We start from the raw sequence: 23,835 nt of genomic DNA on the forward strand, positions 1-23,835 counted from the left end.
GCACCCATTTGACAAAGAGGCCGCGCGCGTTAGCGGGCAGCCTCTTTCATTACAGCAACGTGCCTTACTGCTTGGTAGCCGCTACCTGGGCAGCTACTTCGGCAGCGAAGTCGACCTCGGCGCGCTCGATGCCCTCGCCCACTTCGTAGCGAACGAAGGAAACGATCTCGGCGCCGGCCTTCTTCGCCAGGTCACCGACCTTGACTTCCGGATCCTTGACGAAAGGCTGCTCGACCAGACTGGCTTCGGCCAGGAATTTCTGGATGCGGCCACCGACCATCTTCTCGACGATTTCGGCTGGCTTGCCCTTGATCTTGTCTTCGTTCAGCGCAAGGAAGACGCCCTTCTCGCGCTCGACGGCTTCCTCGGAAACCTCGGACGGATTGAGGAACTGCGGGTTGCTCGCGGCAACATGCATCGCGATTTCCTTGGCCAGGTCGGCATCGCCACCCTTGAGCACGACCAGTACACCGATACGGTGACCGTGCAGGTAGGTACCGACGACCTCGCCTTCAACACGAGTCAGGCGACGGATGTTGACGTTCTCACCGCATTTGGCGACCAGCGCTTCACGAGCCGGTTCTTGCGCCGCGATCAGCGGAGCCGCTTCGGTCAGTTGCTGGGCGAATGCCTTGTCCAGGCTGTCGGCAACGAAGGCCTTGAAGTCGTCTTGCAGGGCCAGGAAGTCGGTCTGGGAGTTGACTTCGATGATCACGGCAGCCTTGTTGTCATCGGCAACCTTGACCGCGATGGAACCTTCGGCAGCGATGTTGCCGGCCTTCTTGGCCGCCTTGATCGCGCCAGCGGCACGCATGTCGTCGATCGCTTTTTCGATGTCGCCGCCGGCAGCAGTCAGTGCCTTCTTGCAGTCCATCATGCCCTGGCCGGTACGCTCGCGCAGTTCTTTAACCAAGGCCGCAGTAATTTCTGCCATGTCGCAATCCTCTCGATAGGTATTCAAACCATTCATCCGCCACGCGGATGATCAATTCGGAAGTGGCAAAAAGGGGGCCTAGCCCCCTTTTTGTTCAACGGGTATCAGCTATGCAACGACGCTCGCTCAGCCTTCGGCGGCCTCGGGTGCAGCTTCTTCGACGAACTCGTCGGAACCGCCACCAGCATTCTGACGACCACGCAGGACAGCGTCAGCCATCGCACCAAGGTAAAGCTGAACGGCGCGGATGGCGTCGTCGTTACCTGGGATGATGTAGTCGACGCCTTCAGGGCTGCTGTTGGTATCGACGATGCCGATAACCGGGATGCCCAGCTTGTTGGCTTCGGAGATGGCGATACGCTCGTGATCGACGTCGACGACGAACATCGCGTCAGGCAGGCCGCCCATGTCCTTGATACCGCCCAGGCTGCGATCGAGCTTTTCCAGATCGCGAGTGCGCATCAGGGCTTCTTTCTTGGTCAGCTTGGCGAAAGTACCGTCCTGGGACTGAACTTCCAGCTCACGCAGACGCTTGATCGAAGCGCGGATGGTCTTGTAGTTGGTCAGCATGCCGCCGAGCCAGCGATGATCGACGAACGGCGAGCCGCAACGGGCCGCTTCTTCGCGAACGATCTTGCCAGCGGAGCGCTTGGTGCCGACGAACAGGATCTTGTTCTTCCCGGAAGCCAGCTTCTCAACAAAGCTCAGGGCTTCGTTGAACATCGGCAGGGTCTTCTCGAGGTTGATGATATGGATCTTGTTGCGCGCGCCGAAAATGTACTTGTCCATTTTCGGGTTCCAGTAACGGGTCTGGTGGCCGAAGTGCACACCGGCCTTCAGCATATCGCGCATGGTGACTTGAGACATGGGACTTCCTCAGATAAGTCGGGTTAGGCCTCCACGCATCCCGATATCCAACCCTTGCGGGCACCCAGGATACCGTGTCGATACGTGTGTGGGGTTATGCTCGTCGGGGACTGCCCTTCAGAGCGGCGCGTTTTATAGCATAGTTCGAAGGCTCGATCCATAGCGCGAACGATCGAAAAGCTGCTTCAGGGTAGCTGGCGAACGCGCCAGCGGGCCTTCCGCTTTTTCGACTGTCGACCTATTTGGTTTATCATCGGCGTTTCCGTTTCTGCCTTGCGCCCAGCTGCGCCCACGAGGTTTGCATGACCGTTAGCATCAAGACGCCCGAAGATATCGAAAAGATGCGCATCGCCGGCCGGCTGGCCGCCGAAGTGCTCGAGATGATCGGCGAACACGTGAAGCCAGGCGTCACGACCGAAGAGCTCGACCGGCTGTGCCACGACCATATCGTCAACGTGCAGAACGCGATTCCCGCGCCGCTCAACTATAAAGGCTTTCCCAAGTCGATCTGCACCTCGGTCAACCATGTCGTCTGCCATGGCATTCCGGGCGACAAGCCACTCAAGAACGGCGACGTTCTGAACATCGATATCACCGTCATCAAGGACGGCTACCACGGCGACACCAGCAAGATGTTCCTGGTCGGCACCGTTCCCGAATGGGCCGAGAAGCTCAGCCGCGTGACTCAGGAATGCCTCTATAAGGGCATCGAGCTGGTGCGTCCCGGCGCTCGCCTGGGAGACATCGGCGAGGTCATCCAGAAGCACGCAGAAAAGAACGGCTTCTCGGTGGTACGCGAGTATTGCGGGCACGGCATCGGCAAGGTATTCCACGAGGAGCCCCAGGTGCTTCATTACGGCCGCGCCGGCACGGGCCTGGAACTGAAGGAAGGCATGACCTTCACCATCGAACCGATGATCAACCAGGGCCGCCCGGAAACCCGGCTGCTGGGCGACGGCTGGACGGCCATCACCAAGGATCGCAAGCTTTCCGCGCAGTGGGAGCACACCGTCCTGGTGACCGCGAACGGTTACGAGATCTTCACCCTGCGCAGCGACGACACCATCCCCCGCACCTCGGCCTGAACCGTTCTGGCCGCTCGGTGTTGCAGTATTAAGGAGGGCGCCATGCCTCAGGTGGATTCAGAGCTGTTCGATCATGGCCAGTTCCAAGCAGAGCTGGCGCTGAAGTCGAGCCCCATCCCTGCCTTCAAGAAGGCTATTCGCAACGCCCGAGAGGTGCTCGACAGCCGCTTCTCCAGTGGCCGGGAAATCCGCACGCTGATCGAGGACCGCGCCTGGTTCGTCGACCAGATCCTGCGCGCGGCCTGGGGCCGCTTCGACTGGAGCGAGGACGCCGACATCGCCCTCGTGGCAGTCGGTGGATACGGTCGCGGCGAGCTGCACCCCTTCTCCGATATCGATCTGTTGATCCTGCTCGATGACAGTGATCACGAAATCTTCCGCAACCCCATCGAAGGTTTCCTGACCCTGCTGTGGGACATCGGCCTGGAGGTCGGACAAAGCGTGCGCTCGATCGCCGAGTGCGCCGAACAGGCCCGTGCCGACCTGACCGTCATCACCAACCTGATGGAAAGCCGGACCATCGCCGGCCCCGAGCGGCTGCGCCAGCAGATGCTGCAGGTCACCAGCACCGACGAAATGTGGCCGAGCCGCGAGTTTTTCCTCGCCAAGCGCGCCGAGCAACTGGCACGGCACGCCAAATATAACGACACCGAGTACAACCTGGAGCCGAACGTGAAGGGGTCGCCCGGTGGGCTGCGCGATATCCAGACGATCCTCTGGGTAGCGCGCCGCCAGTTCGGCACACTGAACTTGCGGGCGATGGTCGGCGAAGGCTTCCTGACTGAAAGCGAAAACGCGCTGCTCGCCTCCGCCCAGGAGTTCCTCTGGAAAATCCGCTACGCCCTGCACATGCTCGCAGGACGTGCGGAAGACCGTCTGCTGTTCGATCACCAACGGCGTCTGGCTGCGCTGTTCGGTTACGAAGACAGCGATGGCAAGCTCGCCATCGAGCGCTTCATGCAGAAGTACTACCGCGTGGTGATGAGCATCGCCGAGCTCAGCGACCTGATCGTCCAGCACTTCGAGGAAGTCATCCTGAGCGATGGCGACTCCCCAGCCCCTGTTGCGCTCAATAACCGTTTCCAGCTCCATGACGGCTATATAGAGGCTACCTGCGCTTCGGTCTTCAAGCGCACGCCCTTCGCCATCCTCGAGATATTCGTGCTGCTGGCGCAGAACCCCGAGATCAAGGGCGTGCGCGCCAATACCATTCGCCTGCTGCGCGATCACCGTCACCTGATCGACGACGATTTTCGCGCCGATATCCGCAACACCAGCCTGTTCATCGAGCTGTTCAAATGCCGCGAAGGCATCCATCGCAACCTGCGCCGGATGAACCGCTACGGCATCCTCGGGCGCTACCTGCCCGAGTTCGGCCATATCGTCGGGCAGATGCAGCACGACCTGTTCCATATCCACACCGTCGATGCCCATACGCTCAACGTCATCAAGTACCTACGCAAGCTGACCAAGCCCGGCGTGGCGGAGAAGTTCCCGCTGGCGGCCAAGCTGGTCGAGCGCCTGCCCAAACCTGAACTGATCTACCTGGCCGGCCTGTACCACGATATCGGCAAGGGCCGCGGCGGCGATCACTCCGATCTCGGGGCCGTCGATGCCGAGCTGTTCTGCACTCGCCACCAGCTACCCGCATGGGACACGCGGCTGGTGGTCTGGCTGGTGCAGAACCACCTCTGCCTATCCACCACGGCGCAACGCAAGGATCTCTCCGACCCGCAGGTGATCAACGACTTCGCGCAACTGGTCGGCGACGAGACGCACCTGGACTACCTCTACGTGCTCACGGTGGCGGACATCAACGCCACCAATCCGAGCCTGTGGAACTCCTGGCGTGCCAGCCTCCTGCGTCAGCTGTATACCGAGACCAAGCGCGCCCTCAGACGCGGCCTGGAAAACCCGCTGGGCCGCGAGGAGCAGATCCGCCAGACCCAGCGTGCCGCGCTGGATGACCTGGTGCGCAACGGCACCGATCCCGACGATGCGGAACAGCTCTGGGCCCAGCTGGGCGACGACTACTTCCTGCGCCATACCGCCACCGATGTCGCCTGGCACACCGAAGCGATCATCGAGCACCCCAGCGATGGCGGGCCGCTGGTATTGATTCGCGAAACCACCCAGCGCGACTTCGAAGGCGGCACCCAGATATTCATCTACGCCGCGGACCAGCATGACTTCTTCGCGGTAACCGTAGCGGCGATGGATCAGCTCAACCTGAACATCTACGATGCCCGGATCATCACCTCCACCAGCCAGTTCACCCTCGACACCTACGTGGTGCTGGATGCCGACGGCATTCCCATCGGCAACAACGCCGAACGTGTCGAGGAGATCCGCCAGGGGCTGGTCGAAGCTCTGCGCAAGCCGGAGGACTACCTGACCATCATCCAGCGCCGTGTGCCGCGCCAGCTCAAGCACTTCTCCTTCGCGCCGCAGGTGAACATCCACAACGACGCGCAGCGTCCGTTGACGGTACTCGAGATCATCGCGCCGGACCGTCCCGGCCTGCTGGCGCGCATCGGGCAGCTGTTCCTCGATTTCGACATCTCGGTGCAGAACGCCAAGATCGCCACCCTCGGCGAGCGCGTCGAAGACGTGTTCTTCATCACCGATGCCCACGCCCAGCCGCTCTCGGACCCGGCGCTATGCGCGAGGCTGCAGCAGGCACTGATCGAGCAACTGACCCAGGAAAATGCGCAGCAACCGTCTCCAAGCAGCTTCGCGATCTGAGCCTCGCTCACCCAACGAACCAGGAATTGTCGCCAGGCGGCAACCACTAGATAGAACCTGACATGAACGACGCCCTCAACGCTCTACAGCCTTACCCATTCGAGAGACTTCGCGCCCTGCTGGCTGGCGTTCAGCCGGACGCCGGCAAAACACCGATCGCCCTCTCCATTGGTGAACCTAAACACCCCTCGCCCGCCTTCGTTGGCGAAGCCTTGACGGCCAATCTCGATCAATTGGCCGTCTACCCCACTACCCAAGGTATTCCGGCGCTGCGTGAAGCCATCGCGCGCTGGTGCGAACGGCGTTTCTCGGTCGCGGCCGGTACGCTCGACCCGGCCAGCCAGGTCCTGCCGGTCAACGGCACCCGCGAGGCCCTGTTCTCCTTCACCCAGACCGTCGTACAGCGGGGCGTTGAGGGCCTGGTGGTCAGTCCCAACCCCTTCTATCAGATCTATGAAGGCGCGGCGCTGCTGGCCGGCGCCACCCCGCATTACCTGCCGTGCCTGGCGGAAAACGGCTTCAACCCCGATTTCGATGCCGTCGCTCCCGAGATCTGGGCGCGCAGCCAGATCCTCTTTCTCTGCTCGCCAGGCAACCCCACTGGCGCCCTCGTACCGCTCGCAACCCTGAAGAAACTCATCGCGCTGGCGGACCAGTACGACTTCGTCATCGCCGCCGACGAGTGCTACAGCGAGCTGTATTTCGACGAACAGACGCCGCCTCCCGGCCTGCTGACCGCCTGCGCAGAACTCGGACGCACCGATTTCAAACGCTGTGTGGTGTTCCACAGCCTGTCCAAGCGCTCCAATCTGCCGGGCTTGCGCTCGGGCTTCGTCGCGGGAGACGCGCAGCTTCTAAAAGCCTTTCTGCTCTACCGCACCTACCACGGCTGTGCGATGCCTGTGCAGACGCAGCTGGCTAGCATCGCCGCGTGGAACGACGAGGTCCACGTGCGCGCCAATCGCGACCTGTACCGGGAAAAGTTCGACGCGGTGCTGGACATTCTCCAGCCCGTGCTGGAAGTCGGACGCCCCGACGGAGGGTTCTATCTCTGGCCGAAGACGCCGATCGACGACCAGACCTTCGCCCGCGACCTCTTCGCGCAACAGCACGTCACAGTGGTTCCGGGCTCGTACCTGTCTCGTGAGGTGGATGGTTTCAATCCGGGCGCCGGACGGGTGCGCATGGCGCTGGTCGCGCCGCTCGCCGACTGCGTCGAGGCAGCGCAGCGGATCCGTAACTACCTGCAGAGCCGCTGACACATGGCGCCGGGCGAACAGCCCGGCGCCTCGACTTCAGGCCACGCCTGGCGGAATCTTGTCCTTGCCGTAGTCGCGCAGCTTTTCCAGATTTTCCGGCTTCATGTGCTCCGGGATATCGCTGCGCGGCTGCCGATCATCCTGCCGCTCGCGGTCGGTGTCGTTCTGCTCGCTCATGATGCTCTCCTCTTATCTCTGCGGATGCGCGGCTCGTAGCCTCAGATCGCGTTTTCTTCCCAGATCAGTTCACCCTCCTCGTCGACCTCGATCACCTTGGTCAGCGCCGCCTCGGCCGCGACGTCCGCTTCCGAAGCGAGGTCGTAGCGCTGGCCGTTGGCAACGGTAAAGACTCGCGCAGGGTCATCCGTATCACGACGTTTCACGGCGATGACCGCCTCGAAGGCGTCGTCGGCCGGAACCGCCGAAGAAACTGCCTCGAACTTCTCGAAATGCTTGCGCGCCATGGTGCTGCTCCATCGTTGCGAATGTCTTCAATGGACAGACGCGGACGGCAAAAGGTCGAACGCAAGCACCGGCGGCAACGGTGCATCATCGATGCAACGTGGCATAATCGCCGACCCGGTATTGGCAGAGGTCACGGAGAACCGTCATGCCCAACGACAAGCCGCTGGTGCGCCTATTCGGCATCAAGGCGTGCGACACCATGAAAAAGGCCCGCACCTGGCTCGATGAGCAGTGTGTCGAGTACGCCTTTCACGATTACAAGAGCGTCGGCATCGACCGTGCGCACCTGCAGGCCTGGTGCGACGAGCACGGCTGGCAGACCGTGCTGAACCGCGCGGGTACGACCTTTCGCAAGCTCGACGACGCGCAGAAGGCCGACCTCGACCAGAACAAGGCCATCGAACTGATGCTCGCGCAGCCCTCGATGATCAAGCGCCCGGTGCTCGACCTGGGCGACCGCACCCTGGTCGGCTTCAAGCCCGACCTCTACGCCGCCGCGCTGCCGGCGCGCACCTGAACCCGACATGCGCCCCACGCCGGGCGCGACTGACCAGAAGGAACCGTAATGTCCACTACTCTCTTCAGCCTGGCGTTTGGCGTCGGCACCCAGAACCGTCAGGGCAACTGGCTGGAAGTCTTCTATGCGCAGCCGCTGCTGCGTCCAGCCGGTGAACTGGTCGACGCGGTCGCCAATCTGCTCGGTTACAGCGGTGGCAACCAGGCAATCAGCCTGACCACCTCCCAGGCTTCGCAGCTGGCCGACGCCGTCAAGTTGGTCGACCCTGCGCAATGCGCGTTGCTGACCCGTTTGGCTGAGAGCCAGCGCCCGCTGGTGGCGACCTTCCTCGCGGAAGATGCCGCATTGACCTCCACGCCCGAGGCCTACCTCAAGCTGCACCTGTTGTCGCACCGACTGGTCAAGCCCCACGGCCTGAACCTCGCCGGTATTTTCCCGCTGCTGCCCAACGTGGCGTGGACCAGCGAAGGCGCGATCGACCTGGCCGAGCTGGGCGAACGTCAGCTCGAAGCACGCCTGAAAGGCGAGCTGCTGGAAGTGTTCTCGGTAGACAAGTTCCCCAAGATGACCGATTACGTGGTGCCGGCCGGTGTGCGCCTGGCCGATAGCGCGCGCGTGCGCCTGGGCGCCTACATCGGAGAAGGCACAACCGTCATGCACGAGGGTTTCGTCAACTTCAACGCCGGCACCGAAGGCCCGGGGATGATCGAAGGCCGCGTCTCGGCCGGCGTCTTCGTTGGCAAGGGCTCCGACCTGGGCGGCGGCTGCTCCACCATGGGCACCCTGTCCGGCGGCGGCAACATCGTCATCTCGGTGGGCGAAGGCTGCCTGATCGGCGCCAACGCCGGTATCGGCATCCCGCTCGGTGACCGCAACACCGTGGAAGCCGGCCTCTACATCACCGCCGGCACCAAGGTGAACCTGCTCGACGAGCAGAACGCATTGGTCAAGGTAGTGAAGGCACGTGAACTGGCCGGTCAGACCGACCTGCTGTTCCGCCGCAACTCGCAAAGCGGCGCGGTCGAATGCAAGACTCACAAATCCGCTATCGAGCTCAACGAGGCGCTCCACGCGCACAACTGACAGGAGCAGCGACGGGCTGCAAGCCGTAAGCCGCCTCCAGCGCCGCTTCAGCTTGCCGCTCGAGCTTTCAGCCTATGGCCCTCACGTCCCCCTGGCGAGCCGACTTCCCGGCGATCTCCGTGCTCGAAGCCGAAGGCCAGACCTACCTCGACAGCGCCGCCACGGCGCAGAAGCCGCAAGCCTTGATGGACCGGGTGTACGGCTACTTCCGCAGCGGCGCGGCGAACGTGCACCGGGCCCAGCACCTGCCCTCCGAACGTGCCACCCGCGCGTTCGAAGCGACACGCGAAACCACCGCGCGCTGGCTCAACGCCTCCGCAGACGACGAAATCGTCTTTACCCATGGCGCCACCGAGGCGTTCAACCTGCTGGCGTATGGCCTGGAGGCGCAGTTCCAGAGCGGCGACGAGCTCGTCATCAGCGCACTCGAACACCATGCCAACCTGCTGCCCTGGCAGCAGCTCGCGCGGCGCAAGGGGCTGCGGCTGGTGGTCCTGCCGATCGATGCGCAAGGCCGGGTGGACCTGCAGGTCGCTTCCGGGCTGATCGGCCCACGCACACGGCTGCTCGCAATCAGCCAGCTCTCCAATGTGCTGGGTACCTGGCAACCGCTCACCGAACTGATCGCTCTGGCCCGAAGTGTGGGTGCGATCACCGTGGTCGATGGCGCCCAGGGGATCGTCCACGGACGCCACGACGTGCAGGCGCTCGGCTGCGATTTCTATGTGTTCTCCAGCCACAAGCTCTACGGGCCGGAAGGCCTGGGCGTGCTCTACGGGCGCCGGGACCGCTTGCGGATGCTCGAGCACTGGCAGTTCGGCGGCGAGATGGTTCGCCACGCCCGCCTGGAGGACGCCGATTTCCATGCGCCGCCGATGGGCCTGGAAGCCGGAACCCCCGCGATTGGCGCCGTGATCGGCCTGGGCGCCACGCTCGGCTATCTGGGCGGTCTAGACGCCGAGGCCGTTCGCCGCCACGAAAGCGCACTGCTTGATAGGCTGTGCCAGGGGCTGCGTCAGCGCACCGGCGTACGGCTGCTGGGCGAGCCGCAGGCAGCGCTCGCCAGCTTCGTCGTCGAGGGCGTGCACAATGCCGACCTGGCGAACCTGCTCGGCGAGCAGGGCATCGCCGTTCGCGCCGGGCAGCATTGCGCGATGCCCCTGTACCAGAGTCTCGAACTCGGTGGCGCGATACGGGTGTCGCTGGCGCTGTACAACGATGGCAGCGATTTGGACCGCTTCTTCGCCGCACTGGACGCGGCGCGGGAGATACTCGGATGACCTTGCCCGCCGCGGCCGCCGAAGCCATGCAGCGGTTCGCCGCTGCGGGTGGCTGGGAGCAACGCGCGCGCCTGCTGATGCAGTGGGGCGAGCGCCTCGAGCCGCTGGACGACAGCGAGCGTAACGAAGCCAATCGCGTTCAGGGTTGCGAAAGCCAGGTCTGGCTGACCGGCACGCAACAGGACGGCCTCTGGTACTACCGCGCGGCCAGCGAGGCTCGCCTGCTGCGTGGCCTGCTGACACTGTTGATCGAACGCGTCAACGGACTCAGCGCCGAAGAACTCGCCACCCTCGACCTCACTCAGTGGTTCACCGATCTCGGCCTCGCGCGGCAACTGTCCCCCTCGCGCAGTAACGGCCTGATGGCGGTGCTGCGTCGTATGCGCGCGTTGTCCGAGCAAGGCTGACCAACCGTTAGGCCGCGCCAGCAGCGGCATGGTTTCGCCATCTATCTCTGCCCCGCCGGCACCCTGATTCAGCGCTTGCCGGCAGACCGCTCCGCAGGTCGTCGCGCACCGGCGACCAGCTTGTCCACCGCACGGGCGGCGGCCACCATGCCGAAGCTCGCGGTTACCATCATCGACGCCCCGAAGCCGCCGGCGCAGTCGAGCTTGACGCCCTCGCCCACGAAGCTTTTCGACTGGCAGACGCCGCCATCGGGCTTCGGATAGCGCAGCTGCTCGGTGGAAAAGACGCAGGGCACGCTGTAGTGCCGGCCCGGCGTACGCGAGAAGTTGTAATCGCGGCGCAGCATGGAGCGCACCTTGGCGGCGAGCGGATCGTTGAAGGTTTTGTTCAGGTCGGCGACCTGGATTTGCGTCGGGTCGATTTGCCCACCCGCCCCGCCGGTGGCGATGATCTGGATCTTGCGCCGCTTGCACCAGGCGATCAGCGCCGCCTTGGCCGGAACGCTGTCGATGCAGTCGATGACGCAGTCCATCTCTTCGGTGATGTACTGATCCATGGTGTCACGGGTGACGAAGTCCGCTATCGCATGGACAGTGCAGCGCGGGCTGATGGCCCGCAGCCGCTCGGCCATCACCTCGACCTTGGGCCGGCCGACCATTCCCTCCAGCGCATGGACCTGGCGGTTGGTGTTGGTCACGCATACATCGTCCAGGTCGAACAGGGAAATTTCGCCGACGCCACTGCGCGCCAATGCCTCGGCCGCCCAGGAACCCACCCCGCCGATGCCCACCACCGCGACGTGAGCCGCCATCAGGCGCTCGAGCCCCTCGCTGCCATACAACCGGCCGATGCCGCCGAAACGCTCGTCTTGTCTGTCCACTGGCTGCCCTCCGCTATCGGCGCAGTTTATCGAAACCCGTCCCTGCACCCAAACGGGGAGACAGGCGAGGCGCAGCCCGGCGCGGGTCAAATGATCGGCATTGCTTTAAAATGGCGCTCTTTGTCCGTGCCATCCGGAGTCGCAATGCCCGTCGCCCCGCTTTCCCCGACCTTGGAACTCGCTTGCGAGCTGATCCGTCGCCCCTCCGTCACCCCCGCCGACGAGGGCTGCCAGGAGCTGATGCGAAAGCGCCTGGCCGACGCGGGGTTCGCCATCGAGCCGATGCGCATCGAGGACGTCGACAATTTCTGGGCGATCCGCGGCAGCGAAGGGCCGGTGCTGTGCTTTGCCGGCCATACCGACGTGGTGCCCACCGGACCGCAGGCAGCCTGGGAACACAAGCCCTTCGAAGCCAGCATCGACGAACAGGGCATGTTGCGCGGGCGTGGCGCCGCCGACATGAAGGGCAGCCTCGCGGCCATGGTGGTCGCCGTCGAGCGCTTCGTCGCCGAATACCCGCAGCACCGGGGCCAGATCGCCTTCCTGATCACCAGCGACGAGGAAGGCCCGGCCCATCATGGCACCAAGGCCGTGGTCGAGCGCCTGCGTGAACGCGGCCAGCGGCTGGACTGGTGCATCGTCGGCGAGCCCTCGAGCACCACGCTGCTCGGCGACGTGGTGAAGAACGGCCGGCGCGGCTCGCTCGGCGGCACCCTGACCGTGCGCGGTCAGCAGGGCCACGTCGCCTACCCACACCTGGCGAAGAACCCGATCCATCTGGCGGCACCGGCGCTGGCCGAGCTTGCCGCCGAACACTGGGACGACGGCAACCGCTTCTTTCCGCCAACGAGCTTCCAGATCTCCAACCTCAACTCCGGTACCGGCGCCACCAACGTGATTCCCGGCACCCTTGAAGCCGTGTTCAATTTCCGCTTTTCCACCGAATCGACCGTCGAGCAGTTGCAGCAGCGCACCGCCGAGATCCTCGACCGCCACGGTCTGGACTGGCACGTCGACTGGGCGCTGTCCGGCCTGCCGTTTCTCACCGAACCGGGCGAGTTGCTCGATGCAGTGGCCTCCAGCATTCGCGAGGTCACCGGCCGTGAAACGACTCCATCGACCAGCGGCGGCACCTCCGATGGACGCTTCATCGCCACGCTGGGAACCCAGGTGGTCGAGCTGGGCCCGGTCAACGCCACCATTCACCAAGTGGACGAGCGCATCCTTGCCAGCGACCTGGACGTACTGACCGACGTCTATCACCAGACGCTGGTTCGCCTGCTCGCATGCTGACCTGCCCGCTCTGCCAGGCACCGCTGCATGACGCTGAGCGAGGCGTCGCCTGCCCGGCCGGGCATCGCTTCGACCGGGCGCGCCAGGGCTACCTCAACCTGTTGCCGGTGCAGCACAAGAACAGCCGCGACCCGGGCGACAACCAGGCGATGGTGGAGGCGCGCCGGCGCTTTCTCGACGGTGGCCACTATGCACCGCTCGCCGCGCGGCTAGCCGAACTCGCTGCCGACCGCGCGCCGGACAACTGGCTGGACATCGGTTGTGGCGAAGGCTACTACACCGAACAGCTGGCCCGTGCCCTACCCCATGCCAAGGGCTATGCGCTGGACATCTCCCGCGAAGCGGTCAAGCGCGCCTGCCGCCGGGCGCCGCAGCTCGACTGGCTGGTCGCAAGCATGGCGCGCATTCCGCTGGCCGACGCCAGCTGCAACCTGCTGGCCAGCGTATTCAGCCCGCTCGACTGGACCGAGGCGCGGCGCCTGCTGTCCAGTGGCGGTGGCCTGCTGCGCATGGGCCCGACCCGTGATCACCTGTGGGAACTGCGGGCCCGGCTGTATGACGAAGTGCGCGATTATGACGATGAAAAACACCTGTCGCTGATTCCCGAAGGCATGCACCTCGCCCATAGTGAAACATTGAGCTATCGCCTGCGCCTGGATGACACCCAGGCCCGCGCCGACCTGCTGGCCATGACACCGCACGGCTGGCGGGCGAGCGCCGAGCGCCGAGCCGCGGTGATCGAGGCGCCACTTGAGGTCGGCGTTGCGATACGCTACGACTGGATTCAGCGGGACTAGCCCGGCCCCCTTCAGACAAGGCAGACAGATGCGTCAACCGGATATCGAAATCTACCTCAGGGACGCTGATCAGCAGGCCGTCTCGGCCTGGCTGGAACAGGCCATCGGGCCCTGCTCGCCGTGGCAGCAGAAAGGCCAGACCTTCAAGTGCAATGCAGCCGACGTGCCGGTGACCTGGCTGCCCAAGGCGGCCGGCAAATGGCATTGCCTGCTGCTGGAAAGCGATACCACGCCGTGGCCGGACGATCTCGCCTGCGCGCGCGCCGCCTATCAGGCGCTGGGTGTCGAAATACGCTGCGCGCCGGGGAGCTGGCAGGAGGAGGAAGCGGTGGAAGACGCCGACCGCTGGATCAGCGTCAGCGAACGTGGCGAAGAGGAAATCGTCTGGCGCACCGGCTGAGCGCCTGATGCAAAGAGGAGGCGCAGCTGACGCGGCAGCCATCCGCGCCGCCAGTTGCCACAGCCTGAACCGGATATAAAGAAAGGCCCGTCGATGACGGGCCTTCTGGTCTCAGGCGCCGGAAACGTCTTCGGCTTGCAGGCCTTTCTGACCCTGGATCACCGAGAACTCCACTTTCTGGCCCTCGGCCAGGGAGCGGTGACCCTCGCCACGGATAGCGCGGTAGTGCACGAACACATCGGCCCCGCTATCACGCTGAATGAACCCATAGCCCTTGGCATCATTGAACCACTTGACGGTTCCGATCTCACGATCAGCCATTACCACTTCTCCAACTCTTTTTTATTAGCCTCCGGGGAGGGTTTCGACGGCTCACGAGAACGTTCTTCCATGACCGGCCTTGCAAGAGCAGGGAGCGGGTACGAGTCGCATTCCAGGGAAGCCGCTTCGGGAGTATAAAGCACTCGCTACGGCTTTAAATGACTTTTTTGATTTCGCCAGAGCCCTTGCGCCACTAGGCTTCCAGCGCTTCTTCGGCGAGTCCCGAGCAACTCGCACAGCATTGATGCAGCCTTCAGGGGTGCTTTTGCAACGGCGCCCTATAACTGAGCAATTTGCTCGTCCCCAGTCCCAGACTCACCAGCGATTCGACCCACTTCAGCGCCACCTGGACACCATCGATCACGGGGGCACCGAGGGCATCCTGCAACGGCCTGGCCCATTGACTCATGCCGGCACAACCGAGCACCAGGCATTCGCTGCGATCGTTCTGAAGAATTTCCCGCCCGAGCGCGAGCAGTCGTTGGTAATGCGCCGGGTCACGCTCGAGTTCGAGCACGGGTATGTCGGCCGCATGTACCCTGGCGCAGCGCCGGTCAAGCCCATAGGCGCTCATGTTCCGTTCGATGATGTGGATCGAGCGCGGCAGGCTGGTGAGGATCGAATACCGCACGCTGAGCATGCTCGCCGCATGCATCGCCGCCTCGCCGATCCCGATTACCGGTCCGCTGGCGAGCTCTCGCGCGGCATCCAGGCCGGTATCGTCGAAACAGGCGATGATGAAACCGTCCACGCCTGCGGCCTGTCCCCTGGCCACGGCCGGCAACAGATGAAACGCCGCCTGCACCCCGTCGGCCGCACCTTCGATGCTGGCCACCGAAGCCGGCAGATGCAGCACCTCCAGTTCGGTATCGGGTCCCTTGACGCGCCGGCCGGCCTTGTCCAGCAGCTGCGCCATGCCGGCCGAGGCATTGGGGTTGATCAGCTGGATCTTCATGCGCCCTTCCTTGCCCGAGCGCTTACCGCCATCGCCAGCAACACCAGGGCGATGAGGCTGAAGGAAAACAGCGTGGTTAGAGTGCCCAGCGCGTAGAGCACCGGGGTGGTGACGTTGGTGGTCATGCCGAAAACCTCCAGAGGCAAGGTGTTGAAGCTGCCAGCGACCATCAGCGTACGGGCGAACTCGTCATAGGACAGGGTCAGCCCGAACAGCGCCACGCCGAACAGGCTGGGGGCAATCAGCGGAAGGACGATCAGACGCACCGTTTGCCAGGGGCTCGCGCCTAGGTCGCGGGCGGCCATTTCGTAGGCGCGGTCGAAGCGATTGAACACCGCGAACATGATCAGCAGCCCGAACGGCAGCGTCCAGGTCAGGTGCGCGCCGAAGGCCGAGCTGTACCAGTTCGGGTCCCAGCCCAGACGATCGAACATCAGGCCGATGCCGAGGCTGACCAGAATGGACGGAATGATCAGGCTGGCCAGGGTCAGGTAGAACAGCCACTGGCTACCGGCGAACCGGCGGCGATAAGCGAAGCCGGCCAGCACCGAGAACAGCAGCGTACAGACCATCACCCCAAGCCCCAGCAGGATCGAGCGCATGAACGAGCCGCCGAAGTCGCCGACTTGCTGGGTGGTGAACAGATTGCCGAACCAGTGCAGCGACACGCCGTTGAGCGGAAAGGTCAGCCCGCCGTTCGGCCCTTGGAACGAGAGGATGCCGATGGTCAGCGTCGGCCCGTAGAGAAACAGGAGGAACAGCCCGAAGACCACACTCAGGAAGTAGAAACTGGCCGGGCGGCGGGTGCGTTTCATGGCTACAGCTCCTTGCGGATGTCGACCAGACGGAACATCGCCACCAGCATCAGCAGCACGGTGGCCAGCAGCACCACGGCACCCGCAGCGGCGGCCGGATACTGCAGCAGGCTGATCTCGTTGTGGATCAGTACACCGACCGAAGCCCTAAGCCCGCCGCCCATGATCCGCACGGTGACGAAATCCCCCATCACCATGGTCAGCACAAAAATGCTGCCGATCAGGATGCCGGATTTGCACAGCGGCACGATCACCAGCAGCAGGATCTGCCAGGTATGGGCGCCGGCGTCGCGCGCCGCCTCGATCAGCCGGCGGTCGATGCGCATCATGGTGTTGAAGATCGGTACCACCATGAACAGCGTGTACAGATGGACGTAGGCCAGCACGATGGAGAAATCGCTGTAGAGCAGAAACTCCAGGGGCTGGTCGATCAGCCCCACGCTCTGCAGGCTGGAGTTGACCAGGCCATTGCGACCGAGCAACGGAATCCAGGAAATCATCCGGATGATGTTGGATGTGAAGAACGGAATCGTGCACAGCAGAAACAGCAGCGTCTGCATCCGGGTGCTGCGGATGTGGAACGCCAGGTAATAGGCGACGGTGAACCCCAGCACGAAGGTGATCGCCCAGGTGATCACCGCGTACTTGAATGTGTTGAGGTAGGCCTGCCAGGTCACCGACGAGGACAGCAGATACTGGTAGTTATCGAAAATGAACGCCGGTAGCAGCTGGTAGGAGTCGTAGCCCCAGAAGCTCACCGTGACGATCACGGCAATGGGAAAGACCAGGAAGACCAGCAGCGTCAGCGCCAGCGGCAGCGACTGCAGGTGACTGATGTTGGCGAGTGCGGTACGCATGCGGGTTTCCATGTTGGCGCCGGCCCGCCCGCGCCGAAGCGAAGGCGGACCACTGCGCTTGGGTGCTCAGGAGACGATGAACTCGTTCCACTTGCGGATCATGTGGCGGTTCTCGTCCATCACCGAGTTCCAGCAGGCCACGCTGCCCATGCGCTGCTCGTAGGAGCCGCCGTCACGCACCGCACCGGCCTTCTCCATGACTTCCCCTTGCGGGCTGAGAATGTCGCCTTGGGCCGCCTTGCCTTCCATCCAGTAGCCCCACTCGTCCTCGCTCATGAACTGCCGCGAGGTCTCCGGTGCGGCGCTGTAGTAGCCCTGGCGGTTGAGGTAGGCGCCGACCCAGCCGGAGAGGTACCAGTCGATATATTCGTACGCCGCGTCGAGCTCCAGGCCCGACAGGTGCTTGGCCAGGCCAATGCCGCCGCCCCAGGCACGATAGCCCTCTTCCAGTGGCTGGTAACGGCACTCCACGCCACGGCTGCGCACTGCGGCCACCGCTGGCGACCACATCGACTGGATCACCACTTCGCCGGATGCCATCAGGTTCACCGACTCGTCGAAGCTCTTCCAGAAAGCGCGGAACTGGCCGTCCTTCTTGGCCTGCATGAGAATCGCGATGGTCTTGTCGATCTCCTCCTTGGTCATGTTGCCCTTGTCGCCGTAGCTCACCTCCCCCATCGACTCGCAGATCATCGCCGCGTCCATGATGCCGATCGACGGGATATTGAGGATCGAGGTCTTGCCCTTGAAGGCCGGGTCCATGATGTCGCGCCAGTTGGTGATCGGCCGGCCCACCAGATCCGGACGGATGCCTAGCGTGTCGGCGTTGTAGATGGTCGGCACCAGCGTCATCCAGCGTGTCGGCTCGCTGGCGAACTTCACCGAATCGGCGCTTTCGACGAAGCCGACCGTATGGGGCGCGGTCCCCTGGGCAATGGTCGAGTCGGCTGTCAGCTTGCCGTTGATGAACAGTGGCGAGATCTTGTCGAAGTTCTTCAGACGCGTCGTATCCATCGCCTGCATCACGCCCGACGGGAAGACCTTCTTGCCGATCCAGTACTCGATGTCGGCGATGTCGTAGGATTTGGGCTGAGTCACCGCGCGTTGCGCCACCGCATCGGAGTCCAGCGCCGTGAGCTGCAGCGTGATGCCCAGGTCTTCCTTGGCCTTGCGCGCGATGTCGTTGAGGTTGGACACGCCGGTACCGAACTGGCGCAGCGTGACGTTCTTGATGTTCTGCGCCCAGATCATCGGAAATCCGGTGATCGCTCCGGACCCGACCGCAACCGCCGACGCGGCGCCCAGCCCCTTGATCAGGCTACGCCTGGACAATCCCTTTTCGGCCACCGGGGCGGTGATTGCGGTGTTCTGCTCAGGCGTGCTGTCGTCGTGCTCTTTCATGGCTGGACCTCCGTGGTCGGGTTGGCATGCTGTGGGGAAAACAGATTGATGTGGGCGCAGCTCCAGCCGAGGCAGACCTCGCTGCCGACCTCCGGAACCTGCTGCGAGCGGTCGGGCAGGTAAACCAGCAATGGCACCGAACCGGCACTCTCGCACTCGACGTAGATGAAGGCGCCCTGGAACTCGACGTCGGTGACGCGCACCGGCAACAGGAAGCGCCCCGGTGCCGGTGCGGTCGTCGCCGGCAGGATGTCCAGGTGATCGCTACGCACCGAAAAGGAAACCGGCGTTCCAGCCGCAGCCTCGCGGAAAGGGCCGAGCTGGGTGTCGCCCAGGAGCCCGCGAGGGGCACCTTCGATGATCAACTCGGTGCCCGGCGCAGAGCGGCTGCCAAGGCTGCCCTGCATCAGCGCATGGCCGCCGATGAATTGAGCGACGAAGGGGGTGCTTGGCGTCTCGAACAGCGCCCGTGGCGAGCCGACCTGCTGGATCCGCCCGCCATCCATCACCACGGCCAAGTCCGCGAGGGCGAAGGCCTCTTCCTGAGAGTGGGTGACATGAATGAAGGTCAGGTCGAGCTTCTTCTGGATCGCCTTGAGTTCCTTGCGCATGCGAATCCGCAGAAAAGGATCGAGCGCCGAAAGCGGCTCGTCGAGCAGCACCACGTCCGGCTGGGTGATCAGCGCGCGCGCCAGCGCCACGCGCTGCTGCTGTCCTCCGGAAAGCTGGTCGGGGTAACTTTCGGCGAAGTCCTGCATGTTCACCAGCGTCAGCAGCTCCCGGGCCCGGGCATGGCGATCGGCCTTGCTCATGCCGGCGATGCGCAGGCCGAAGGCGACGTTGTCCAGGCAGCTCATGTGCGGGAACAGCGCATAGTTCTGGAACATCATCGCGGTGCCGCGCTGGGTTGGCGAAAAGTCGGTGACGTTGCGGTTGTCCATCAGGATGTCGCCATCGCTGACCTGCTCATGGCCGGCGAGCATTCGTAACGTGGTGCTCTTGCCACAGCCGCTTGGGCCGAGCAGACAGCAGTAGCTACCGCTGGGAATGACCAGATTGATATCGCTGACGGCGCTACGCGCATCGTAGGATTTATGCACCGCGACCAGTTCGACCCGTCCTTTGCCTGACATCACCATCGCCCGCATTGCTAACAATTTTGTTTTTTAAGTTAGCAACAGCTATGCCATCGACTGCGACGCTTCAGGCTGCGCGTGCGCAAACGGCTGAAAGACGACAGGTTTTAGTGATCGGACGAAAACCTGATAACCCTGCCTTATCTGGTCTTCTGGCGGAGAATCGCACCATCGCAGTGCAGCACCAGAAGCCGTGCACCGCCTTTAACAAGCCTCCAACCCCTTGCGCATAAATTGTTAACAATTAGAATCGAGGCTGTCTATCGTCCGGGCCGATGCTCGGCAAGCCACGAGTGAGTAGTTCTATGGCCAGCGTCGTCGCCCGCGAGGTTCAGCGCATCTTCACCGCTATCTACGACGCCATCGTCGAGCAAAGGCTGCCCCCGGGCACCCGGCTCACCGAGCTGAATTTGGTGGAGGTATTCGGGGCCAACCGCAATCACATCCGCAGCGCGCTACGCGATCTGGCTCACCGCAAACTGGTCCGCCTGGAAATGAACCGTGGCGCTTTTGTCGAGGAACCGACACCGGAGCAGGCGCGTGAAGTCTTCGCCGCGCGCCGCGTCATCGAGCAGGCGATCGTCGAGGAAGCGGTACGACGCATGCGACCAGCCGACCGCAAGGCAATCCGCGAACATCTGGCCGAAGAGCTGGCGCTGGGGCACGACAGCGACAAGCCCGCCTTCATTCGTCTGTCCGGGGATTTCCATCGGCTGCTCGCGCGCATCGCCGGTAACGGTACGCTGGGCGACATCCTCGACGGGTTGATCGCGCGCAGCTCGCTGATCATCGCGCTCTACGAGAACCAGACCGGCGTCCAGTGCTCCCACAACGAGCATCAGGAGCTGGCCGACGCACTGCTTAGCGGCGATCCGCAGCGGGCCACCGCCTGCATGGCCAGGCACTTGCTGAAGATCGAGGAGCGCCTGCGCCTGGCTACAGCGGAAGAGGCGGAGATCGATCTATTCCAGGTGTTCGCCGCCCACCGCAAGTGATCCTTACCCTCGGTGTTCTGGAGCGTTTTGCGGCCCGCTCGCGGATACGTCACACTAGCGCCCCCCGCGCCCCGGCCCAACGTTCGCAGAAGATCCATGACCCGCTCGCCCTTTCACCGCCTCGTGTTCGGCGCCCTGCGCCGCCTGCTTTATCTGTGGGTTCGCTCCGAAGCCATCAACCAGTCGGCCTTCACCCTCAAGCTCGACCGTAGCAAACCGGTGCTCTATGTCCTGCAGAAGGATTCGCTGAGTGACCTGGCCGTGCTGGATGTGGAGTGCATGAAGGCCGGCCTGCCCCGGCCGGTGGTGCCGGTAGCCGTCGGGGATCACGTGGAGCCAGCGGCATTCTTCTTTCTCATGCCGGCGGCGAGCTGGTTCGGCCGGCCGAACCGTTTCGTCGCCTCGCCGACCCTGGTACGGCTGGTCGACGCACTGGACCACAACGCCGTGGACAACGCCCAGATCGTGCCGGTCAGCGTCTTCTGGGGCCAGTCGCCAGACCGCGAGACCAGCCCGTGGAAGCTGTTGTTCGCCGACAGCTGGGCGGTGACCGGTCGCCTGCGGCGCCTGGTGAGCATCCTGATCCTGGGGCGCAAGACTCGCGTGCAATTTTCCTCGCCGATCCAGCTCAGCGAACTGGTGGCGATGAACAAGGGCCAGGAGCGCACGCTACGCATGGTCCACCGCATCCTGCGGGTGCATTTCCGCAACCAGAAAACCGCCGTGATCGGCCCGGACCTGTCCCACCGCCGCAACCTGGTCAAGGGGTTGGTACATGCGCCGCACGTGCGCCAGGCCATTCGCGACGAGGCCGAACGCGAAAAGATTTCCGTCGAGAAGGCCGAGGCTCAGGCGCTGCGCTACGGCAACGAGATCGCCTCGGACTTTGCCTACACCGCGGTGCGTTTTCTCGAAGTCCTGCTGTCCTGGTTCTGGAACAAAATCTACGACGGCATCAAGGTCAACCACCTGGAGCAGGTGCAGGAAGCGGTCCATGGCCATGAGGTGATCTACGTGCCGTGCCACCGCAGCCACATCGATTACCTGCTGCTCTCCTACCTGCTGTTCCGCAACGGCCTGACGCCGCCGCACATCGCTGCCGGGATCAACCTCAACATGCCGGTGATTGGCGGCCTGCTACGCCGCGGCGGGGCTTTCTTCATGCGCCGCACGTTCAAGGGCAACCCGCTGTACACCGCGGTGTTCAACGAATACCTGCACACCCTCTTCAGCCGCGGCTTCCCGGTGGAGTATTTCGTCGAGGGCGGGCGCTCGCGCACGGGACGCATGCTGCAGCCGAAGACCGGCATGCTGGCGATCACCCTGCGCAGCTTCCTGCGCTCCTCGCGCCAGCCGATCCTCTTCGTGCCGGTCTACATCGGCTACGAGCGGGTGCTCGAAGGGCGCACCTACCTCGGCGAGCTGCGCGGCGCGGCGAAGAAGAAGGAGTCGATATTCGACATCTTCAAGGTCATCGGTGCCCTCAAGCAGCGCTTCGGGCACGTCTATGTCAACTTCGGCGAGCCGCTCAAGCTCGCCGAATTCCTGGAACAGGAACAGCCCGGCTGGAGGCGCCAGGAGCTGGCGCCCGAGTTCCGTCCCGAGTGGCTCGCCGACACCACCAACCGCCTGGCAGAACGGGTGGCGCAACGCCTCAACGAGGCTGCCGCGATCAACCCGGTCAACCTGGTGGCCACAGCGCTGCTGTCGACCAGCAAGCTGGCCCTGGACGAACGGGCGCTGGCGCGGCTGCTCGATCTCTACCAGGCGCTTCTGCGCGCGGTGCCCTACTCGCCCCATGTCACCCTGCCCGAAGGCGACGGCCTGGCGCTGATCGCCCACGTGCAGAGCATGGACCTGCTCGCAGAACAGAAGGACGCGCTGGGCAAGATTCTTTATCTGGACGAGCAGAACGCCGTCCTGATGACCTACTACCGCAACAACGTCATGCACATCTTCGCGCTTCCGGCGCTGCTGGCGAGCTTCTTCCAGAGCAGCGCACGGATGATGAGCCGCGAGCAGATCCTGCGGTTCACCCGCGCGCTGTATCCCTATCTGCAGGCCGAGCTGTTCATCCGTTGGGACATCGAGGAGCTGGACGCGGTGGTGGACCAATGGCTCGAGGCCTTCGTCGAGCAGGGGCTGCTCAAGCTGGATGGGGAGGTCTATGTCCGCCCGGCGCCAAGCTCGCGCCAGTTCGTATTGCTGACCCTGCTCGCCCGGACCATCGTGCAGACGCTGCAGCGCTTCTACATGGCCATCGCCCTGCTGCTCAATGCCGGCCAGTACACCCTGACCGCCGAAGAGCTGGAGAATCTCTGCACCGTGATGGCTCAGCGCCTGTCGATCCTCCATGGCCTCAACGCGCCGGAATTCTTCGACAAGAGCCTGTTCCGCCATTTCATCAAGAGCCTGTTGGCGCAAGGCGTGCTGCGCCAGAACGAGGGCGGCAAGCTCAGCTACCATCCACTGCTGGGCGAGCTGGCCGAGGGTGCGGCGAAGCGGGTCCTGCCAGCCGAAATCCGCCTGTCGATTCGCCAGGTTGCGCTGGAGCGCAACGAAGACTCCGTCGAACCGGCATGACCGGCTCTCCTGCCACCTTGCAAAGGACATCCATCATGATGCGCACCCTCACGCTTTTCGCCGGCCTGCTGCTGGCTGCCAGCGCCCAGGCCTTGTCGCTGAAAGACCTGAGCCAGGGCGACGCTGCCGCCGGGCTCAAGGATGCTTTGAACCAGGGCACCAAGATCGCCGTCCAGCAGCTGGGTCGCCCCGGCGGGTTCAGCAACGACCCACAGCTGCGCATCGAACTGCCCGGCACCCTGGGCAAAGCCTCGCGGGCCATGAAGATGGTAGGCATGGGCGCCCAGGTCGAGCAGCTCGAAGCGAGCATGAACAAGGCCGCCGAAGCCGCAGTGCCGCAAGCCCAGGCGCTGTTGCTCGATGCGGTGAAGAAAATGACCGTGCAGGACGCCAAGGGCATTCTCGCCGGCGGCCAGGACTCGGCGACCCGTTACCTCGACAAATCCAGCCGGGCGCAGCTGCGCGCCAGGTTCCTGCCCATCGTCAAGCAGGCCACCGACCAGGTCGGCCTGGCCCAGCAATACAATGCCCTCGCCGGCAAGGCGGCGACCTTCGGTGCGGTCGATGCCAAGCACACCAACATCGAGAGCTACGTCGCCGAGCAGGCCCTCGACGGCTTGTTCAGCGTGATCGCCGAGCAGGAAGCGAGCATCCGTCAGAACCCCGCCGCGGCCGCCACCAGCATCGCCAAGAAGGTCTTCGGCGCGCTCTGATCGGGCGGGCTACTGGCTGCATTCGTTCGCGGTCGAGACGGCTCCG

The 23,835-nt window shown here is 63.8% G+C and carries 24 protein-coding genes; 13 read left to right on the plus strand and 11 right to left on the minus strand.

Going from position 1 to position 23,835, the window contains the following annotated elements; all coding sequences use genetic code 11:
- Positions 1–64: 64 nt before the first annotated feature.
- Together tsf and rpsB are read right to left on the minus strand one after the other, a co-directional pair.
- The gene (gene tsf, locus G7026_RS12955) at positions 65–934 is read right to left on the minus strand and encodes a translation elongation factor Ts (protein WP_181071332.1); all 870 of its coding nucleotides are present in this window, start codon (positions 932–934) and stop codon (positions 65–67) included.
- Positions 935–1,060: 126 nt separating this feature from the next.
- The gene (gene rpsB / locus G7026_RS12960; RefSeq protein ID WP_181071333.1) at positions 1,061–1,801 is read right to left on the minus strand and encodes a 30S ribosomal protein S2; all 741 of its coding nucleotides are present in this window, start codon (positions 1,799–1,801) and stop codon (positions 1,061–1,063) included.
- Positions 1,802–2,103: 302 nt separating this feature from the next.
- Here rpsB and map point away from each other — a divergent pair, with 302 nt between their 5' ends.
- From map to dapC, 3 genes are all read left to right on the plus strand, one after another.
- Positions 2,104–2,886: a type I methionyl aminopeptidase gene (gene map / locus G7026_RS12965; RefSeq protein WP_181071334.1), complete on the plus strand. Its 783-nt coding sequence runs from the start codon at positions 2,104–2,106 to the stop codon at positions 2,884–2,886.
- Between the two features lie 42 nt (positions 2,887–2,928).
- Positions 2,929–5,631 (plus strand): [protein-PII] uridylyltransferase, encoded by a 2,703-nt coding sequence (locus G7026_RS12970; RefSeq protein WP_181071335.1) that lies wholly within the window; start codon positions 2,929–2,931, stop codon positions 5,629–5,631.
- A 62-nt stretch (positions 5,632–5,693) separates the two neighbouring features.
- Positions 5,694–6,890, plus strand: a complete 1,197-nt coding sequence (dapC, locus tag G7026_RS12975; RefSeq protein ID WP_181071336.1) for a succinyldiaminopimelate transaminase — start codon at positions 5,694–5,696, stop codon at positions 6,888–6,890.
- A 36-nt stretch (positions 6,891–6,926) separates the two neighbouring features.
- Here the strand turns inward: dapC and G7026_RS12980 are convergent, their stop codons facing one another.
- Both G7026_RS12980 and G7026_RS12985 read right to left on the minus strand, forming a co-directional pair.
- Complete coding sequence (locus G7026_RS12980) at positions 6,927–7,067, minus strand: hypothetical protein (protein ID WP_181071337.1); 141 nt, start codon at positions 7,065–7,067, stop codon at positions 6,927–6,929.
- 41 nt (positions 7,068–7,108) lie between these two features.
- Positions 7,109–7,354 (minus strand): hypothetical protein, encoded by a 246-nt coding sequence (locus tag G7026_RS12985; protein ID WP_181071338.1) that lies wholly within the window; start codon positions 7,352–7,354, stop codon positions 7,109–7,111.
- A 146-nt stretch (positions 7,355–7,500) separates the two neighbouring features.
- On the opposite strand from G7026_RS12985, the gene G7026_RS12990 reads away from it, so the two are divergent.
- The 4 genes from G7026_RS12990 (at position 7,501) to G7026_RS13005 (ending at position 10,642) form a co-directional block, all read left to right on the plus strand.
- Positions 7,501–7,872: an ArsC family reductase gene (locus G7026_RS12990; RefSeq protein ID WP_181071339.1), complete on the plus strand. Its 372-nt coding sequence runs from the start codon at positions 7,501–7,503 to the stop codon at positions 7,870–7,872.
- Positions 7,873–7,920: 48 nt separating this feature from the next.
- Positions 7,921–8,955, plus strand: a complete 1,035-nt coding sequence (dapD, locus tag G7026_RS12995) for a 2,3,4,5-tetrahydropyridine-2,6-dicarboxylate N-succinyltransferase (protein WP_181071340.1) — start codon at positions 7,921–7,923, stop codon at positions 8,953–8,955.
- A gap of 74 nt (positions 8,956–9,029) precedes the next feature.
- Positions 9,030–10,235: an aminotransferase class V-fold PLP-dependent enzyme gene (locus G7026_RS13000; RefSeq protein ID WP_181071341.1), complete on the plus strand. Its 1,206-nt coding sequence runs from the start codon at positions 9,030–9,032 to the stop codon at positions 10,233–10,235.
- Positions 10,232–10,642 (plus strand): SufE family protein, encoded by a 411-nt coding sequence (locus G7026_RS13005; protein ID WP_181071342.1) that lies wholly within the window; start codon positions 10,232–10,234, stop codon positions 10,640–10,642. Before G7026_RS13000 ends, G7026_RS13005 begins: the two co-directional genes overlap by 4 nt.
- Positions 10,643–10,710: 68 nt before the next feature.
- Here the strand turns inward: G7026_RS13005 and tcdA are convergent, their stop codons facing one another.
- Positions 10,711–11,523 (minus strand): tRNA cyclic N6-threonylcarbamoyladenosine(37) synthase TcdA, encoded by an 813-nt coding sequence (tcdA, locus tag G7026_RS13010; RefSeq protein ID WP_181071343.1) that lies wholly within the window; start codon positions 11,521–11,523, stop codon positions 10,711–10,713.
- A 144-nt stretch (positions 11,524–11,667) separates the two neighbouring features.
- Here tcdA and dapE point away from each other — a divergent pair, with 144 nt between their 5' ends.
- Genes dapE through G7026_RS13025 form a run of 3 tightly spaced genes read left to right on the plus strand, consistent with a single transcriptional unit; the run spans position 11,668 to position 14,013 of the window.
- Positions 11,668–12,816 carry a succinyl-diaminopimelate desuccinylase gene (gene dapE, locus G7026_RS13015; RefSeq protein WP_181071344.1) on the plus strand — a complete coding sequence of 383 codons (1,149 nt, stop codon included), beginning with the start codon at positions 11,668–11,670 and terminating at the stop codon, positions 12,814–12,816.
- Positions 12,810–13,613, plus strand: a complete 804-nt coding sequence (locus G7026_RS13020; RefSeq protein WP_181071345.1) for a putative RNA methyltransferase — start codon at positions 12,810–12,812, stop codon at positions 13,611–13,613. Before dapE ends, G7026_RS13020 begins: the two co-directional genes overlap by 7 nt.
- 28 nt (positions 13,614–13,641) lie before the next feature.
- A complete protein-coding gene (locus G7026_RS13025) occupies positions 13,642–14,013 on the plus strand; it encodes a hypothetical protein (protein ID WP_181071346.1) in 372 nt (123 codons plus the stop codon).
- Between the two features lie 111 nt (positions 14,014–14,124).
- On the opposite strand, the gene G7026_RS13030 is transcribed toward G7026_RS13025, so the two are convergent.
- The 6 genes from G7026_RS13030 to G7026_RS13055 all read right to left on the minus strand — a co-directional run bounded on the left by G7026_RS13030 (position 14,125) and on the right by G7026_RS13055 (position 19,495).
- Positions 14,125–14,334: a cold-shock protein gene (locus tag G7026_RS13030; RefSeq protein ID WP_138410031.1), complete on the minus strand. Its 210-nt coding sequence runs from the start codon at positions 14,332–14,334 to the stop codon at positions 14,125–14,127.
- Between the two features lie 253 nt (positions 14,335–14,587).
- Positions 14,588–15,289: an aspartate/glutamate racemase family protein gene (locus G7026_RS13035; RefSeq protein WP_181071347.1), complete on the minus strand. Its 702-nt coding sequence runs from the start codon at positions 15,287–15,289 to the stop codon at positions 14,588–14,590.
- Complete coding sequence (locus G7026_RS13040) at positions 15,286–16,104, minus strand: ABC transporter permease (protein ID WP_181071348.1); 819 nt, start codon at positions 16,102–16,104, stop codon at positions 15,286–15,288. Before G7026_RS13040 ends, G7026_RS13035 begins: the two co-directional genes overlap by 4 nt.
- A 2-nt stretch (positions 16,105–16,106) precedes the next feature.
- Positions 16,107–16,961, minus strand: a complete 855-nt coding sequence (locus G7026_RS13045) for an ABC transporter permease (protein WP_181071349.1) — start codon at positions 16,959–16,961, stop codon at positions 16,107–16,109.
- Between the two features lie 66 nt (positions 16,962–17,027).
- Positions 17,028–18,362: an ABC transporter substrate-binding protein gene (locus tag G7026_RS13050; protein WP_181071350.1), complete on the minus strand. Its 1,335-nt coding sequence runs from the start codon at positions 18,360–18,362 to the stop codon at positions 17,028–17,030.
- Positions 18,359–19,495, minus strand: a complete 1,137-nt coding sequence (locus tag G7026_RS13055) for an ABC transporter ATP-binding protein (RefSeq protein ID WP_181071351.1) — start codon at positions 19,493–19,495, stop codon at positions 18,359–18,361. The genes G7026_RS13050 and G7026_RS13055 overlap by 4 nt, the downstream gene beginning before the upstream one ends.
- A gap of 308 nt (positions 19,496–19,803) precedes the next feature.
- Here G7026_RS13055 and G7026_RS13060 point away from each other — a divergent pair, with 308 nt between their 5' ends.
- The 3 genes from G7026_RS13060 to G7026_RS13070 all read left to right on the plus strand — a co-directional run bounded on the left by G7026_RS13060 (position 19,804) and on the right by G7026_RS13070 (position 23,789).
- Complete coding sequence (locus tag G7026_RS13060) at positions 19,804–20,493, plus strand: GntR family transcriptional regulator (RefSeq protein WP_181071352.1); 690 nt, start codon at positions 19,804–19,806, stop codon at positions 20,491–20,493.
- A 96-nt stretch (positions 20,494–20,589) separates the two neighbouring features.
- On the plus strand, positions 20,590–23,076 hold the full coding sequence (gene plsB, locus G7026_RS13065; RefSeq protein ID WP_181071353.1) for a glycerol-3-phosphate 1-O-acyltransferase PlsB: 2,487 nt from the start codon (positions 20,590–20,592) through the stop codon (positions 23,074–23,076).
- Positions 23,077–23,111: 35 nt separating this feature from the next.
- On the plus strand, positions 23,112–23,789 hold the full coding sequence (locus tag G7026_RS13070) for a DUF4197 domain-containing protein (RefSeq protein ID WP_181071354.1): 678 nt from the start codon (positions 23,112–23,114) through the stop codon (positions 23,787–23,789).
- The last annotated feature ends 46 nt before the right edge of the window (positions 23,790–23,835 follow it).

The sequence above is a fragment of the Stutzerimonas azotifigens genome (assembly GCF_013522725.1).
Classification (GTDB): Bacteria; Pseudomonadota; Gammaproteobacteria; order Pseudomonadales; family Pseudomonadaceae; genus Stutzerimonas; species Stutzerimonas azotifigens_A.

What these genes read in the sequence shown, in the direction of transcription:
- tsf (WP_181071332.1), bottom strand. Translation starts at nt 934, where the DNA reads ATGGCAGAAATTACTGCGGCCTTGGTTAAAGAACTGCGCGAGCGTACC.
- rpsB (WP_181071333.1), bottom strand. Translation starts at nt 1,801, where the DNA reads ATGTCTCAAGTCACCATGCGCGATATGCTGAAGGCCGGTGTGCACTTC.
- map (WP_181071334.1), top strand. Translation starts at nt 2,104, where the DNA reads ATGACCGTTAGCATCAAGACGCCCGAAGATATCGAAAAGATGCGCATC.
- G7026_RS12970 (WP_181071335.1), top strand. Translation starts at nt 2,929, where the DNA reads ATGCCTCAGGTGGATTCAGAGCTGTTCGATCATGGCCAGTTCCAAGCA.
- dapC (WP_181071336.1), top strand. Translation starts at nt 5,694, where the DNA reads ATGAACGACGCCCTCAACGCTCTACAGCCTTACCCATTCGAGAGACTT.
- G7026_RS12980 (WP_181071337.1), bottom strand. Translation starts at nt 7,067, where the DNA reads ATGAGCGAGCAGAACGACACCGACCGCGAGCGGCAGGATGATCGGCAG.
- G7026_RS12985 (WP_181071338.1), bottom strand. Translation starts at nt 7,354, where the DNA reads ATGGCGCGCAAGCATTTCGAGAAGTTCGAGGCAGTTTCTTCGGCGGTT.
- G7026_RS12990 (WP_181071339.1), top strand. Translation starts at nt 7,501, where the DNA reads ATGCCCAACGACAAGCCGCTGGTGCGCCTATTCGGCATCAAGGCGTGC.
- dapD (WP_181071340.1), top strand. Translation starts at nt 7,921, where the DNA reads ATGTCCACTACTCTCTTCAGCCTGGCGTTTGGCGTCGGCACCCAGAAC.
- G7026_RS13000 (WP_181071341.1), top strand. Translation starts at nt 9,030, where the DNA reads ATGGCCCTCACGTCCCCCTGGCGAGCCGACTTCCCGGCGATCTCCGTG.
- G7026_RS13005 (WP_181071342.1), top strand. Translation starts at nt 10,232, where the DNA reads ATGACCTTGCCCGCCGCGGCCGCCGAAGCCATGCAGCGGTTCGCCGCT.
- dapE (WP_181071344.1), top strand. Translation starts at nt 11,668, where the DNA reads ATGCCCGTCGCCCCGCTTTCCCCGACCTTGGAACTCGCTTGCGAGCTG.
- G7026_RS13020 (WP_181071345.1), top strand. Translation starts at nt 12,810, where the DNA reads ATGCTGACCTGCCCGCTCTGCCAGGCACCGCTGCATGACGCTGAGCGA.
- G7026_RS13025 (WP_181071346.1), top strand. Translation starts at nt 13,642, where the DNA reads ATGCGTCAACCGGATATCGAAATCTACCTCAGGGACGCTGATCAGCAG.
- G7026_RS13030 (WP_138410031.1), bottom strand. Translation starts at nt 14,334, where the DNA reads ATGGCTGATCGTGAGATCGGAACCGTCAAGTGGTTCAATGATGCCAAG.
- G7026_RS13035 (WP_181071347.1), bottom strand. Translation starts at nt 15,289, where the DNA reads ATGAAGATCCAGCTGATCAACCCCAATGCCTCGGCCGGCATGGCGCAG.
- G7026_RS13040 (WP_181071348.1), bottom strand. Translation starts at nt 16,104, where the DNA reads ATGAAACGCACCCGCCGCCCGGCCAGTTTCTACTTCCTGAGTGTGGTC.
- G7026_RS13045 (WP_181071349.1), bottom strand. Translation starts at nt 16,961, where the DNA reads ATGCGTACCGCACTCGCCAACATCAGTCACCTGCAGTCGCTGCCGCTG.
- G7026_RS13050 (WP_181071350.1), bottom strand. Translation starts at nt 18,362, where the DNA reads ATGAAAGAGCACGACGACAGCACGCCTGAGCAGAACACCGCAATCACC.
- G7026_RS13055 (WP_181071351.1), bottom strand. Translation starts at nt 19,495, where the DNA reads ATGTCAGGCAAAGGACGGGTCGAACTGGTCGCGGTGCATAAATCCTAC.
- G7026_RS13060 (WP_181071352.1), top strand. Translation starts at nt 19,804, where the DNA reads ATGGCCAGCGTCGTCGCCCGCGAGGTTCAGCGCATCTTCACCGCTATC.
- plsB (WP_181071353.1), top strand. Translation starts at nt 20,590, where the DNA reads ATGACCCGCTCGCCCTTTCACCGCCTCGTGTTCGGCGCCCTGCGCCGC.
- G7026_RS13070 (WP_181071354.1), top strand. Translation starts at nt 23,112, where the DNA reads ATGATGCGCACCCTCACGCTTTTCGCCGGCCTGCTGCTGGCTGCCAGC.